The 14,965-nt window shown below is 42.9% G+C and carries 9 protein-coding genes and 1 pseudogene; 8 read left to right on the top strand and 2 right to left on the bottom strand.

The window, feature by feature from the left end:
* Positions 1 to 72: 72 nt before the first annotated feature.
* Positions 73 to 991: pseudogene (locus NMG48_RS19215) on the top strand (IS1/IS1595 family N-terminal zinc-binding domain-containing protein); the annotation flags it as partial.
* A gap of 83 nt (positions 992 to 1,074) precedes the next feature.
* Positions 1,075 to 2,286, top strand: a complete 1,212-nt coding sequence (locus NMG48_RS19220) for an IS256 family transposase (RefSeq protein WP_271253029.1) — start codon at positions 1,075 to 1,077, stop codon at positions 2,284 to 2,286.
* 291 nt (positions 2,287 to 2,577) lie between these two features.
* Here the strand turns inward: NMG48_RS19220 and NMG48_RS19225 are convergent, their stop codons facing one another.
* Positions 2,578 to 5,055 (bottom strand): dynamin family protein, encoded by a 2,478-nt coding sequence (locus tag NMG48_RS19225; RefSeq protein ID WP_271253030.1) that lies wholly within the window; start codon positions 5,053 to 5,055, stop codon positions 2,578 to 2,580.
* Between the two features lie 252 nt (positions 5,056 to 5,307).
* Between NMG48_RS19225 and NMG48_RS19230 the strand changes: the two genes are divergently transcribed.
* Both NMG48_RS19230 and NMG48_RS19235 read left to right on the top strand, forming a co-directional pair.
* Complete coding sequence (locus NMG48_RS19230) at positions 5,308 to 5,691, top strand: zinc finger domain-containing protein (protein WP_126386804.1); 384 nt, start codon at positions 5,308 to 5,310, stop codon at positions 5,689 to 5,691.
* A gap of 126 nt (positions 5,692 to 5,817) precedes the next feature.
* Positions 5,818 to 6,267, top strand: coding sequence for an NAD(P)H-quinone oxidoreductase subunit N (locus NMG48_RS19235; RefSeq protein ID WP_126386805.1), 450 nt, complete (start codon positions 5,818 to 5,820; stop codon positions 6,265 to 6,267).
* A gap of 168 nt (positions 6,268 to 6,435) precedes the next feature.
* On the opposite strand, the gene NMG48_RS19240 is transcribed toward NMG48_RS19235, so the two are convergent.
* Entirely contained in the window at positions 6,436 to 7,407 is a 972-nt protein-coding gene (locus NMG48_RS19240; RefSeq protein ID WP_271255293.1) for an ABC transporter ATP-binding protein, read from the bottom strand.
* A 104-nt stretch (positions 7,408 to 7,511) separates the two neighbouring features.
* Between NMG48_RS19240 and NMG48_RS19245 the strand changes: the two genes are divergently transcribed.
* The 4 genes from NMG48_RS19245 to NMG48_RS19260 all read left to right on the top strand — a co-directional run bounded on the left by NMG48_RS19245 (position 7,512) and on the right by NMG48_RS19260 (position 14,963).
* Positions 7,512 to 7,805 carry a hypothetical protein gene (locus NMG48_RS19245; protein WP_271253031.1) on the top strand — a complete coding sequence of 98 codons (294 nt, stop codon included), beginning with the start codon at positions 7,512 to 7,514 and terminating at the stop codon, positions 7,803 to 7,805.
* An 18-nt stretch (positions 7,806 to 7,823) separates the two neighbouring features.
* Positions 7,824 to 7,988: a hypothetical protein gene (locus NMG48_RS19250; RefSeq protein ID WP_271253032.1), complete on the top strand. Its 165-nt coding sequence runs from the start codon at positions 7,824 to 7,826 to the stop codon at positions 7,986 to 7,988.
* Positions 7,989 to 8,289: 301 nt separating this feature from the next.
* Positions 8,290 to 9,648: an ATP-binding protein gene (locus tag NMG48_RS19255; RefSeq protein ID WP_271253033.1), complete on the top strand. Its 1,359-nt coding sequence runs from the start codon at positions 8,290 to 8,292 to the stop codon at positions 9,646 to 9,648.
* Positions 9,649 to 10,031: 383 nt separating this feature from the next.
* Positions 10,032 to 14,963, top strand: a complete 4,932-nt coding sequence (locus tag NMG48_RS19260; protein WP_271253034.1) for an nSTAND1 domain-containing NTPase — start codon at positions 10,032 to 10,034, stop codon at positions 14,961 to 14,963.
* Positions 14,964 to 14,965: the final 2 nt, after the last annotated feature.

Consider the following 14,965-nt stretch of genomic DNA (forward strand, 5'->3'; position numbering starts at 1 on the left):
AATCAAAATCTTTAGGCACTGGTCAGTAAATTAGTGGCATGAGAAAATAGAAGCAGAGCCAAGGAGAAAGCCATGGAATGCCCCCACTGCCAAAGCCAAAAGACAATCAAAAACGGCAAACATCACCACCAAGACGGAAAAGTTGTTCAGAATTATTTATGTAAAGGATGCGGCAAGAGATTCAGTGAAAGGACAGGAACGCCAATGTCAAGGCTGAGAACACCAGCAAGTGTAGTGTCCTTAGCGATGAAGATGAGGAGTGAAGGGATGGGAATCAGAGCAAGTGGGAGAGTACTGGAAAAATCCCATGTCAGCATCATGAGATGGGAGCAAAAATTAGCAGCCCAATCCCAACAATGGAGTCCATCCGCCCCAACAGGAGGAGATGTCACAATCGAGGGCGATGAAGTTTATACTCGCGTAGGCGAGAACCTTTCCCCCCAGTGAGTCAAAAGGCTGGACAGTGACATTCATTGAGCGTAAGAGTCGCTATTGGATTGAAGCAAGAGCAGGACTCAAAAATACTGAACTATTTGCTAAAGCCACAGAAACAGCATGGCAATGGGCAAAAATGAGTCAATACATCCGATGGTTTACTGATGGCGAAAGACGCTACGCTCAGCAACTGTGGCAAATGGCAAGTGTGCACCTCAAATCCACCGAAGTAAGCCGTGAGTATGGACATCGGAAAGTATGGCGACATGACTTAGAAGTTGCGATCAAAATCAAGGGTTCACAGGGAAATCGTCGGGTCGAATGGCTCAAACCTGAGCATCCCTATACGGCTATTAGCGACAAGTGTGACATTCATGCCAATCACAATGAAGCTAACAACAGTGCTTTGAGAAGGAGATGTAGTGCTTATCGTCGCAGACAGAACCTGTACGCGAAAAATACCAAAGGATTACAACGAGCAGTCACTGTGCAAAGACTAGTTCACAACTGGGTGAGACCTCATGTGGGCTTGGGTAAGAATAAGACTCCTGCTATGGCGAGAGTGTAAAGTGAAGTGTGTAAAGTCTGGGATATATACAGAGAGATGATCTAGACACACAATTACCAACACTAAAACTGATGAATATACGCAAAGAATTGCTCGACGAATTGCTGCAAGAATGTAAAACACCACCTGACCTATTCGGAGAAGGAGGCATTCTGAAGCAACTGACGACCGCATTAGTGGAGCGAGCATTGGAAGCAGAACTATCCATGCATCTGGGCTACGGAAAACATGAACCAAGACCAGAAGGACAAACTAACAGTCGCAATGGCTATAGCCAGAAAAAAGTGCAAGGTGACTTTGGCGTAGCCGAAATCGCAGTCCCCCGAGATCGGCAAGGGGAGTTTGAACCGCAGATGGTGAAGAAAGGACAAAGTCGCTTGTCAGGACTAGATGAAAAGATCATTGCTCTCTACGCACGAGGTATGAGTGTCAGGGATATTCAAGCCCAGTTGCAAGAAATGGATGGTGTTGAAGTATCACCAACACTTATTTCCAATGTTACAGATGCAGTAATTGACGAGGTGAAGCAATGGCAAAACCGTCCCCTTGAAGCAGTCTATCCAATCGTCTTTCTGGACTGTCTAGTCATCAAAGTCCGAGACAATGGCAGAGTGATTAACAAATCCTTGTACTTTGCCTTGGGCGTGAATATGGACGGGTACAAGGAATTACTGGGTATGTGGATTTCTCCGAATGAAGGTGCGAAATTCTGGTTGTCAGTACTCACCGAAATTCACAACCGTGGGGTCAAAGATATTTTGATTGCCTGTGTCGATGGCTTGACTGGTTTCCCTAATGCGATTGAGACGGTATTTCCTAAAACTCAGGTGCAGTTATGCATTGTCCACATGGTCAGAAACTCGGTCGCTTTTGTACCTTGGCAACAACGCAAGCAAGTTTGTGCTGACCTCAAGGCTATTTATAGCGCGGCGACGGAATCGGAGGCTGAGTTTAATCTCGAACTCTTTGCTGAAAAGTGGGACAAGCAATATCCATCAATCTCCAAGTCTTGGCGCAGTCATTGGGCAAACATTATCCCCTTCTTTGCTTTCCCGACCGAGATTCGCAGGGCGATTTATACCACCAATGCGATTGAGTCGATGAACAGTAGTTTGCGGAAGGTGATTAAATCCCAACAGATTTTTCCCTCTGATGATGCTGCTTTCAAGCTCGTTTATTTAGCAATGCGGAATATCTCGAAGAAGTGGACGATGCCGATTCGTGATTGGAAACCTGCTCTTAATCGCTTTGCCATCCTCTTCGAGGATCGTCTCCACGTCTAGCTTCTAGACTTTACACATTTTACTTGACAGTCTCGCTATGGCGGACTTTTTTATCGTCCCGTTTCTATGCTGGAATTATTATCCTCTAGGGGATTTCATTGTCTCACTAATTAACTCACCAGTGCCTTGAAATGATCGCTTTCCCGAAAAGATGAGTAGTAAAGATATTTTGCCTGTTTTAGATGTTTTAAATTGGCAGATAACAGTGGATGACGTATTTAATTTGTTCTGTTTGGAATAGCACAATGTTTGTCTGCATACAACGCAAAGCTCTGTATGCAAACAAATTATTTATACTTCTGAGTCACTAACTTCATCAACGATAAAAGATTCGGCATCAATTACATCAGTAATAACTGTTGGAATTAGCAAATCTGATTCGCTGATAATTGGTAAATTCTTGCGCGATAAATCTAATGCCTCTAAACATTGATTGATGCCAGAAACTGCCTCATTATAAATAGCAATATTTTTCTCTACAGCAATTTGTAAACTGCGATTTTTGTCGAGTTTGATTTGAGCTTCTCGCTCCAAAGTTTGCGCCAAATAATCACGGGCATGATCATATTGTTGCAAAATTGCATCCGATTGTTTCTCCACACTTGCTAGCAAATGTGTACTCAAAGTTTGATTTATCGACTGACGAAAAGTACGAATAATCGTGTCTTTAACCTTTAGTTCAAAATCAAGCTTTAACAACTGCCGAATCGCTGGCTCAGCCTCGATCATGCTCTGATAGTCATAGCCACGACAGGCTTGTTGCAAGGTTTGACGTAACTGATAGATGGAGTTGGTTCCTTCTGCATAAAACTCTGGACGTTCACGCACATAGCGATCGCATTCTGTCCTCGCCTCATTGACCAAAGCATCAGATGCCGTAATCGCAAGCTTTTCGAGACGTGATTCGATACCACCATCGTTACCCAATAGTCGATAGAGTTCCCGATAATATTCTGTCTTCTTGATGGACTCAATCAAATTCTGGAAGAAATTTTCCACAATCCTTTGTGAATTCTCCACCAATACATCTTCTAGCTCATTGGCTAAATAGTAGAAACCTTCTGCCAAAATCCCCATCACAGGCACAACGGAATTGCGTCGGTGACTGGCTTGGGCGCGTTGATGTACTTCGGCAACAGAGAAATAGCCAATCAACTCATCCAAACGCCGCACCATACTCTCTTTGAGTCTGCGATAGTCTGCCTCCAAACTTTGATTTTTATTGCTTGCCACCGCATCATTTAGCTCTTGGGCAATATGCTCCCGTAGGCGATCGCCAATTTGTTTGAGGTCATGCCCCAGCTTTTGCAACTCCTGCAACTTAATCGCGGCAATGTCGCGGGGTTGACTTTCGAGCTTATGCCATGAATCTAGATAGGACTGACGCAGGGCAATGCAAATAGGCTGTAAGTCATCGGCAAGATCGGCGAATAGTAGGGGACGCTTCTCATTGGTGAGGTAATGCGTAATCGCGTTGCGAAATTCCTCAATGCCGCTATCCTTAATCAGTTGATCGATTAGCCCTGTTCCCAAACTACCCAGCAAACGAACATACTTTTCATTCTTGGCGCTAGTTTGTAAAACACTGTAGGGAATTGGGAATTTCTCAGTATCGAGTTTGCCAGAAACTAAACAGTAGCTATTGAACTCATTCACAAATTGCGGTGTATCTTCTTCACCACCCATAGCCTTGACGCTTTCGGCAAAGATAGTATCGAGACCAAAGCGATCGCTGAGACTTGTGTTTTTAATTTGACTGCCATAAAAGCCTAGCAACCCACTAGTTTTATAGATTCTCGAACTATTGCGAAACTGGCTGGAAATTGTTTGATTGAGACGTTGCAGCAATTGACTATTCATCCAAGTCTCATCGATGCGATTGAAGACATAAAATACGCGATCGCGAATTCCTGCATTGCTTTGAATCTTTTCGCTAAGTTCTGTCTCTTCAGAAGTAAGTTCTCCCGTTGAAGCAGTTTTGAGAACAAAAATAACTGCGGAAGTGTCAGGATTCTCGATTTTCTGAAAAGTCAAAGCAGCATCTTTCTTTACAGGCGCATCAATTCCAGGGGTGTCGATAATCACATTACCATCTTGCAAAAGTGGATGATGGCAATAATATTCCACCCGCTTGAGAACCGCACTATTGGCTCCCCTTCTAGCATAATCAGCAGCTTTTTTGAGATTGTCAAAACCAAACTGTTCCATTGAATAGGTGGAATTAGCAACGGAGCTAATGCGATCGCGGTTATTGATAAAACCCTCAATCAAAAGATTTAGAGCATCAGCATCTTTGGCTCGTTTAGATTTGCTTTTACCTCCCTCCTGCTCAATCACCGCAAGGGTTTTAGTTTGTAACTGTTTGAGCAAATCAATTTGATTAATATTTGTTGGCGCAACCTGTCCGATTAATTGCGATAAAGCTTGAATCTGTTCGCTGACTTCTACTTCATTTAGGAAAGTCAACACCACCCGCTCTTCCCCAGCTTTAGCAAAGGCAATTTTGCATTCTGTCCCCGTAGCATGTCCCTCAGCGCTATACAGCAATTCCCGTTCTAATAGTGCGTTAATCAACATCGATTTACCTGCACTAAAAGCCCCTGCAAACACAATCTCAAAAGTAGGTGCGATCGCTTTCCTAAGAGAAGCCTGCACAATACTTCCATCCTGTTGCGATCGCAGAGTTGGCTCCTGTTGTAAAAGCTGTAAAACCGCCTCAACCTGTGACTGTAAATCTTGGCATTGTGGAAAAAGAGTTGGTAAAGTCATTAATAACACACCTTAAATTCGGAAAAATATAATATCCTATCAGAAATATATCATCTGTTGACCTTGCCTAGATCAGGTAGTACTAAATAGGTAAGGATGGGAGGCGCGAAGCGCCTCCCATCCTTACCTATTTAGATCCTTTCCTTTTTGGAGGTTTGCGGTAAGCCCTACCCAATGGCAGAATAGCAACATTAAATAAGAGTGTTACGATCGCTATTAGCCAATAAGAATAAAAATATAGGGACAAAACTCATGAGATACTACACATTTGGCAATCTGCCCAACGGATCGGGAGGAGATGGCGATCGCTGGTCAGGTGTGCGTTTTTGGCTCACAACTTTACTCATTTTCTGGACATTGAGTACGATTGGGCTAGGTTGGCTAGTTAACTCATTCTTTATCTTGATTGGGCTTCTTACTTTTGTCCCTATAATTGCCTTTTTCGGTTTGCAGTGGTGGGTAAAGCGCAGCATTGTGACAGCAGATTGTCCTGTGTGTGAGGCAAGCTTTACCGCCTCAAGAGCCACCCAATTTCAATGTCCTAACTGTGGTGAACCTTTACAAGAGCAACAAAATAAATTTGTGCGGATTACCCCCCCAGGGACGATTGATATTGATGTCCAAGTAGTTGAGTAATTGAACAGCCCCCTCGAAAGCTGTACTTTTCAATCAATATGATAAGTATGCTTTAAGTATCCTTTTGCTTTCTAGGTATAAAATACTGTTAGCTCTATAATTTAGCGTTCAGCATAGGATGTCACCATGCCATTGATTGCAACCGATAAGATTGTCAAAGACCTTGAAAAAGCAGGCGCTTTAGCAATGCGAGTCCCCCCTGAAGGTGGTTATGAAGGTCGCTACCAACTCCGCCTTAAAAATGCAGGCTATGAAATTCTCTTCATTACTGCCCGTGGTCTCGGAGATGTAAATAGCTACCTCACAGGTGTTCATGGTGTGCGTCCCTCTCACCTTGGCAAAACTGAAATTCGTACCTATTTTATTCCTCCCGCGATCCAGTTCCGTCTCAATGCTTTACCCCCCAAATCTAAGGGTTTAGTTGTGTGGCTGATTGAAGGAAAATATCTCTCTAAGGAAGAGCTAGAAACGCTCAGTCAAATTCCCGATCGCGATCCGCGTGTCAAAATCGTGATTGAAACGGGTAGCGATCGCCAAGTGACTTGGCAACCCCTCAAACAAGCAGTTGCTGCATAAGTAAAAAGGAGTCGCTAAGCGACTCCTTTTTTAATGTTTTTTATGTCCTACACTTGGCTATAGCATTCCTAAATGGTTTGTGGAAGCGCAACCCGAAGGGTTGCGCTTCCACAAGTGCTATTTAAGCAAAAAGGAGTCGCTTAGCGACTCCTTTTTACTTATATCAATTTAGTCTTTATGGCGAGAGGCTTTGATTTGATCAATAAAAAATTCTTCTAGGGTTTGACGTGCTAAGTCGATCGCGATCGCCTTTGCCCCAATACTAGCAAGGTAGGTCAAAAATTCAGGTAAATCCTTTGCTAACTGTCCATGCCAAGTATCTCCCTGAAAAAAGAGATTTTGTAACCAAGGTTGTAATTCGGCCTCCGTGCCACCATGACCACTGACCTGATAGGACTGCTCCGTACCAAGTAACTCATTGAGAGTCCCTTTAGCAACTAGCTCACCCTTATTGAGAATACCGATGCGATCGCAGATCAGCTCCACATCGGACAAGATATGACTGTTAAAAAATACAGTTTTACCCTGTTTCTTCAGCATCAAAATAATTTCACGTACCTGATAGCGCCCCACGGGATCAAGTCCAGACATTGGCTCATCGAGAAACACCACTTCAGGATCATTAATCAATGCTTGGGCAACACCGATTCTTTGCACCATCCCCTTAGAATATTGTCGTAACTGCTTTTTACGGGCAACTGATTGAGATAGACCCACAAGATCAAGTAGATCTGCAATCCTTTGACGACGCAATGATGGCTCCACGCCAAATAAGCTACCAATAAAATCGAGCAGTTCCCAGCCTGTTAAATAGTCATAGTAGTAGGCATTTTCAGGTAAATAACCGATTGATTGCTTAGCCGTGCGATCGCCAAGGGGATATCCTAAGATCTCGCCAGTTCCCGATGTTGGCTGGACAATGCCCAGTAAGATTTTTAATAATGTGGTTTTTCCCGCACCATTAGGGCCTAATACGCCGAAGGTCTCGCCTTTACTAATGGTGAGGGACAAAGACTGTAGGGAACTAATTTTTTGATTTAGCCAAAAACCAGTACGATAAACCTTGCTCAAACCATCTGCCACAATGGCATTGCTTTGAATAATTTGTTTCTGGGATTCGTTAGTCAATACTTCTACCATAGCTGCGATCAAGGCTGCCAAGTTCATGCTTTCAAGCAATATTTTAAAGCACTATTCGCATTATATAGCTGTCGCCAGTCCTGTTAACTAAAAGAACTGAAAATATGAAGTCATACTCTGCCTATTTTGTTCTGTCCCCAGTGATCGCTGATGTTCAGGCGATATTTGGTAATGCAGTGGAATCCGTACCAGACTCACCTTGGGTGATGTGTGGTTTTTGTCGTGATGACGAAGTAGGTAGTCCTAAAAAGGAAAGGATTTATTGTGGTAAGGATGGGCAGCGCGAAGCGCTGCCCATCCTTACCTATTTAGCACTACCATCTTTGTTTATGGAGATATATCCAAAGATTGGTTTGTTTATGAACATGCTCGCGATGGAGATCTTTTACGAAAATTGATCTGGTGTTCCTTGATCTATGACGAGTGGAACTCTGTTTGGGTATGTGTCCAAGGAGAATCGGAAGATTTGGAAAGCACCTCACAAACTAGAGCAATGTCTTGCTAAAGAGAGTGTAAGGCTAGAGGATGGAGAAAGAGAATCTGAAATATCTGAACTTGAGATGGAAATTAGGCAAGCGTGAAAATTAAGGCTAATTGCTGCTGGTAAAACCTACCTAGAATGTGATGGAACAGTAGCTATGCTTGTCGAAAAAACTATGGAATTAATCACTCAGCAAATCTAGATAAATGAATAAGTGGCTAAGCATAGGTCAACTTAAATGCTAGAAGCCCTTACTGATTACTAAGCAGTCAGTACAGGCTTTTTAACGATGCCGATATGTTGAGCTACTTACAACACAAAATAAAATAAATAAAATATTTAACTTATAAACTTTCATCCATTCCTTATAATACCTTTATCAAAGAGGGATTCCATGAATTATGGCTGTAGATTATAAGAGATTCTTTAAGGCAACCGATCCGAGTAAAACCTTGCTAGCGGATAGCGACGAAGATAAGAAGTACTACATTGACTTCTCAACTGTTCGTGGTGGCAAAGTTGTTGAAGATTTGAAGGACAACATTTCACTATTCTCGGATGGACAACCTACCTGTCAACTATTTACAGGGCATATTGGTTGCGGTAAATCTACAGAAATATTGCAACTCAAGCAACAATTAGAAGCAGAAGGCTTTCATGTTGTGTACTTTGAATCAAGTCAAGACATGGAAATGGGGGATGTCGATCTGAGCGATATTCTGCTAGCGATCGCAAGACGTGTTATTGAGAGTCTTGAAGCAGTTAAGGTCAAGACCGAAGCTAAAGGATTTCGCGCAATGCTCAATGGGGCGGTAAAAATCTTGCAAACCGAGATTGAACTCTCTGCCGAAGCCGATGTCCCTGGGGTTGGCAAAATCGAAGCGAGTACCAATGGGGAATTTTCCCTATCCTTAGGCATTGGTAAACTCTCTGCCAAAACTAAAGATAGCCCCGATATGCGGAGCAAACTGCGGGGCTATATGGAGCCAAAAACCAATGGTCTGCTCGATTTAGTTAATCAAGAAATTTTAATACCTGCGATCGCCGATCTCAAGAAGCTAGGCAAAGAAGGTATTGTCGTCATTGTGGATAACCTTGATCGCGTTGATGACTCACCGAAGCCTTGGGGGAGACCACAAACTGAGTATTTATTTGTTGATCGTGCTGATCAACTCCGCAAATTGCAATGCCACGTAGTTTATACGATGCCCCTTGCCTTGCGATTCTCACGGGACTACGGCACACTTGTTGCCAAGTTTATGACCGATCCGATTGTTTTACCAATGGTTCCTGTGGTGCGTCGCGATAACACCCCCCATGAAGAGGGAATTGCACTGTTGCGACAAATGATTTTATCCCGAGCTTTTCCCGACAGCCCCCCCGCTGAGCGTTTGAAAGCTGTTGGCGAAGTCTTTGACAGCATCGATACATTGGATCGTTTATGTTTCGCCAGTGGTGGTCATGTGCGGAATATTATGCGGTTATTGAATGATGCGCTCCGCAAACAGCGGGGTTTACCTGTTACCCTTGACATCCTAGAAGATACAGTGCGGAAACGTCGTAATGAGCTAGTTCTCTCTATTGATGATGATGAATGGAAGTTGCTGCGACAGGTTAGCGCAACTAAGAAAGTTGTCGGTGATACTGGCTACCAAACTTTGATTAGAAGTATGTATGTTTATGAATATCAAGATGAGCATGGTTCTTGGTTTGAAGTAAATCCTGTGCTGGCTACTGCTCAAGAGTTTGCTAAATCTTAGGATTTAGGATTATAAAGAACCACAGTATTTTGGATTTTGGTTAAGAGCGTGTTTGAGAAGTACCTTATTTAGCATGAATTTCTGCTTTTACCCCCCTTAATCCCCCCTTACAAAGGGGGGAACTCAAATCCTCCCCCTTTGTAATAGGGAGTTAGAGGGGGTAAAAACTTCTCAAATCACACTCTAAAAGCATTGTGAAGCTATACTTTTAACCAAATTTTACTTTTTCACTGACTGATAGCAATTCACGAAAGTGTGACAACACCTTTGTAGATCAAATAGATTAAAAACCAAACCCAGTAAGGTTTTTTAAAACTAAAAATGGCGTAGCTATTTTTTAGTTTTGGTATTACTTAACAGCGATCGCCAAGAGCAAAATATCTATGTCTAAAAGTAGCAACGCTCACAATCGAGCAGAAGAAGATACCACTGCGATTAATATTTCACCAGAAGTAGAACTTGCCCTTCAGCAACTAACATCGCAGCTTGATATTTATCAAAATGAATTAGTCAATTCCTTTAGTATTTCTCCTGAAATTGAAGACGCACTTCAGGAATTGTCTTTACTGTTGGATATTTATGATGGTACTTTCACGCTCTTGCTCGCTCGCTGTAACTATGTCAATCTGCGCGATCGCGCGATCGCTCGGTTAGCAGAAATTGTATCAACCAAAATTCGCCAAGTGCGTCTAGAGCCTACCAACAAATCAATTTATCACACCATTCAAAACACCACTCCTGCCATGCGAGACGGTAACTTGCCTGCGGTGATGGTGGTTGGATTAGAAGCCAATGAAAATGTAGAGGCTTTGATCAAGGGGCTAAATCAGATTCGGGAAGAATTTCGGAAAAACTGCTTATATCCGATCGTGCTGTGGATCAATGATGATGTAATGAAGCAAATGATCAAGGTTGCTCCTGACTTTGAAAGCTGGACAACCACGATTGAATTTGCGATCGCCAGTGAAGATCTCATAGATTCTCTGACTGCGGGAACGGAATCTTTATTCCATCTTTCTCTCAGTGCGAATCTAATCGATCCTAGTTATAGTCTCGGACGGATCTCGCATTTAGGGGGTATTTATATCTCAGAATTGGGGGTTGCCCTGCGCGATCTGCACAATCAGAATCAGAAAATTGAGCCATCACTGCAAGCGGGTTTAGACTTCATTCGCGGCATGAATACTAGGGATTTTGCTCAAGCATTGTCATATCTCCAAGCAAGTTATCAATATTGGCAATCAATTGAAAATGATGAGCGGCAAGGACTATTGCTTTATCAAATTGGACGGCGACGTTACCATCTCACCAAGCTCGAAAAACATTCCCATGAAGAAAATTGGCGATTGGTCGAGCAGTTATTTAGGCAGAGTTTGGCAAGTTTTGAGAAAGCCGAGCGACCTGATTTGATGACCCATTGCTACTTACAGTTGCAGCGTACTTTACATCATCTGCAATCATGGTCAGAACTGCGAGTAATCTCACAAGAGGCTTTAGAAATCCATCAAATTCACGGTAATGTTAGTCATCTTGCCTCTGATTATGGATTTTTGGCGGAGGCTGCCCTCGAAGAGAAGCATTGGGACGCGGCAATTGAGTATGCTAAAGAGGCGATCGTTCTACTGGCTAATGTGCCAGCAAACCTGCATTGGCTATATGGCTTGTACTTGTGCTATCTTGCCCAAGCGCATATTCAACTCGGTAATCGCGATGAAGCCCTGACACACTTAATTGAGGCAAAGCAAAGAGATCACTGTGGTCATCCGAGGATGTATATTCGGATTTTAAATGAATTGCGAGACCTATATTTCTCTCAGGGAAAATATTTAGAGGCATTTCAAACTAAGCAAGAGCGCTGTGCGATCGAGCAACGTTATGGCTATCGCGCCTTCATCGGGGCAGGTCAATTGCAGTCAGGACTAGAGGAATATTCTAGTTTTGCTGAAAAAGCTCATAAGACAAGCATTTCCCCAGAAATCCATGCTTCAGGTCGCAAACAGGATCTCGATGAACTCATCAAGAGAATTAGTGAACCACGTTACAAAATGATCGTGCTGCATGGCAATTCGGGAGTGGGGAAAAGTTCATTTGTGAATGCAGGGCTAATGCCAGCCTTGCAGCAATCCTCCTTTGGTGGACGTGATGTGATTCCGATTTCTATGCGTGTTTATACCAGTTGGGAGCAAGAACTGACCCATCATTTAGTGGAAGCTCTTCAATTACTACAAATTGATACAGCTCCTTTAAGTGGTTTTGCTTATAGTGATGAATTACATCATGATCTCATCCTCGATCTCTTGGTTGAACAACTGCGGTGGAATGAATCCCATAACCTGCGTACAGTCCTGATTTTTGATCAATTCGAGGAATTTTTCTTTGTTCATAAACATAGCTTGAGCAATCGTCTCCGCTTTTTTGAATTTATTGGAGGATTACTCAGCGATTTTCAATATTTATCATCAATTAAAGTAGTTTTATCTCTCCGTGAAGACTTTATCCATTATTTGCTAGAGTGCAATCATGTCAAAGGTATGAGCGCGATCGACAATGATATTCTCAGCAAAAATGTTCTTTATCCTATGGGGAATTTCTCTGCTGCGGCAGCACATTCCACTATTGAGACTTTGACAGAAAGAGCACAATTTTATCTAGAACCACAACTGATCGATATTTTGGTGGATGATCTTAAAAACGAACAGGATGAAGTGCGTCCTATTGAGTTACAGATTGTCGGCGCTCAAATGCAGCAGGATCGCATTAGCACCATTCAACAATATCAAAAGCTAGGTAGTAATCCGAAGGAAAAATTAGTGCAGCGATATCTAGATAATGTGGTCTATGACTGTGGTAAAGAGAATTATCGCTTAACCAATTTGCTGCTGTATTTACTAACTGATGAGCAGGGAACTAGACCCCTAAAAACCTATGCCGAATTAGAGCGCAGTCTTCAGCAACTGAGTACAGAATTTCGCGATCAAAATCAAGCTGATATGGAATTGGATACTAGATTTGAGATGACAGATGAAGAAGAGGAGACAGAAATAGAAAGTTCTAGAATAGAACTAGTACTCAAAATCTTGATCGGTTCAGGCTTGGTGGTGTTAATTCCTGAGAATGCTGCCGATCGCTGTCAGTTAGTTCATGATTATCTCGCTGTCGTAATTCGTAAATCTCAAGCTCCTGAAATTCAAAAACTGCAAAAGGAGCTAGAACAAACTCAAGGGGAACTGCGCCAAACTGTCCGTCAACTGGAAGGCTCCCTCAAAAATTCTCAAGCGATCGCAGATAGCTTACGCATTAACAGTCTCCTTGATGGACATCTTGTGGATCTTGATGAGTTAGCCAAAATCATCCGCAAGGCGCAACAGTGGTTACCTGATATTGAGGCGATCGCTAGTGAAAACCGATGGCAGCTAAGCAGCACTATTTATCGCGCAATTTACGATGTGAAGGAAAAAAATCGCCTTCAAGGACATGTAGAGGGAGTTTGGATTGCCGAATTTAGTCCTGATGGTTCCCAAATTGTGACGGGTGGTTTAGACAAGGTAATTAAGCTATGGCAGATTGACGGACAAGAAATAGCCCAAATTAATGGACATACAGGTGCGATTCGTAGTGCCACTTTTAGCCCTGATGGACAAATGATCTTGTCGAGCAGTAATGATAAAACACTTGCTCTCTGGAACCTCAAAGGCGATCGCCTGCAAACTTTTGGAGGACATACTGGTACGGTTTGGAGTGCTAGGTTTAGCCCTAATGGGGAGTTGATTGTATCAGGTAGTGCTGATCAAACCATTAAGCTTTGGAAATTGGATGGTACAGAAATCTGCACAATTACAGGACACCGAGGAGATGTTCGTACAGTTTTATTTAGCCCTAATGGGAAATGGATTATCTCAGGTGGTGCGGATAAAACAATTATGATTTGGGAGCTGGATGGCACAATTGTCCAAAGTATCAAAGGACATAGCGCTGATATTCGCAGCATGAGCATTAGTCCTTGCGGTACATTAATTGCCTCAGGTAGTGGTGATAATGTTCTCAAATTGTGGCATCTTACCCAAGATGCTGCCAATCCTGAATCTAGCAATGCGATCGCGATCGAGGAAGTATTTTCGATTCAAGCCCATTCCAGTGCAATTCGTAGCGTTAGTTTTAGTCCCGATGGCACAACCCTAGCCTCAGGCAGTGCCGATAAGCAAATTAAAATCTGGGATCTTTACGGGAGAGAACTGCAAATTTTTAAAGGGCATGACGAAGCTGTGCGATCGGTCAGCTTTAGTCCTGATGGCAAAAGTTTGATTTCTGCGAGTCTCGATTGCACCGCACGCCTCTGGCAAATTGACAGCCGTGCCCAGCAAGTCTTGCATGGACATATTGCAGCAGTTCGGAGCATTGCCTTTAGCCCCGATGGTCAACATATTGCCTCAGGTAGCCTTGATGATCAAATCAAAATCTGGGATTTAGAAGGTAATGAACTGCAAACTATTGTTGGTGATAACGATATTCTCAGTGTCAGTTTTAGTCCTGATGGCAAGAGTCTATTAGTGGGTAGTGGTGATAGTGCTATTTCTTTATGGTCAATTCACGGAGATCAACACCAACTGCAACGGACATTTACAGGACATAGTACGGCAGTCTGGTCAGTAGACTTTAGCGCTGATGGTCAAAAAATTGTCTCTGGCAGCAGTGACAAGTCGGTGAAGTTATGGAAAATTGATGGAACCGAACTCGCGACTCTCAAGGGGCATAAATCAACGGTTTGGACGGTGCGGTTTAGTCCCGATGGTAATGCGATCGCTTCAGGTAGTGGTGACGACACAATCAAACTATGGAATCTTGATGGTACAGAACTACAAACTCTACGGGGGCATCGGAGTGCTGTTTGGAGTGTTTGTTTTAGTCCCGATGGTGAATATCTCGTATCAGGTAGTGGTGATAGTACGATCAAGCTATGGAATCTTAAAGGTCAATTAATCCAAACCTTTAGAGGTCATGAGGCGGGCATCTGGACAGTTAGTTTTAGTCCCGACGGACGCAGTATTATTTCGAGTAGCAGTGATAATACAATTAAGCTATGGAGTCTTGATGGAAAGACATTACAAACCCTAAAATGTCCAGATAGTACTCCAATTAGTCTGTGTTTTCGTCCTGATGGGTGTGGTTTTGCATCAGGTCATGGTGATAATGCCATTAGGTTATGGAATCTTAATCTATCCGATCTCATTAACCAAGGCGGTGAGTGGTTACAGAACTATCTCAATTACAGCGCGAATGTCAGTCAAGAATATCGCAATTTGATCGGTAAACAGTAAGT

It is taken from the genome of Pseudanabaena sp. Chao 1811, assembly GCF_027942295.1.
GTDB lineage: Bacteria > Cyanobacteriota > Cyanobacteriia > Pseudanabaenales > Pseudanabaenaceae > Pseudanabaena.

Coding starts and splice junctions, on each gene's coding strand:
- NMG48_RS19235 (WP_126386805.1), top strand. CDS start 5,818: ATGCCATTGATTGCAACCGATAAGATTGTCAAAGACCTTGAAAAAGCA.
- NMG48_RS19230 (WP_126386804.1), top strand. CDS start 5,308: ATGAGATACTACACATTTGGCAATCTGCCCAACGGATCGGGAGGAGAT.
- NMG48_RS19225 (WP_271253030.1), bottom strand. CDS start 5,055: ATGACTTTACCAACTCTTTTTCCACAATGCCAAGATTTACAGTCACAG.
- NMG48_RS19240 (WP_271255293.1), bottom strand. CDS start 7,407: ATGGTAGAAGTATTGACTAACGAATCCCAGAAACAAATTATTCAAAGC.
- NMG48_RS19260 (WP_271253034.1), top strand. CDS start 10,032: ATGTCTAAAAGTAGCAACGCTCACAATCGAGCAGAAGAAGATACCACT.
- NMG48_RS19220 (WP_271253029.1), top strand. CDS start 1,075: ATGAATATACGCAAAGAATTGCTCGACGAATTGCTGCAAGAATGTAAA.
- NMG48_RS19250 (WP_271253032.1), top strand. CDS start 7,824: ATGACGAGTGGAACTCTGTTTGGGTATGTGTCCAAGGAGAATCGGAAG.
- NMG48_RS19245 (WP_271253031.1), top strand. CDS start 7,512: ATGAAGTCATACTCTGCCTATTTTGTTCTGTCCCCAGTGATCGCTGAT.
- NMG48_RS19255 (WP_271253033.1), top strand. CDS start 8,290: ATGGCTGTAGATTATAAGAGATTCTTTAAGGCAACCGATCCGAGTAAA.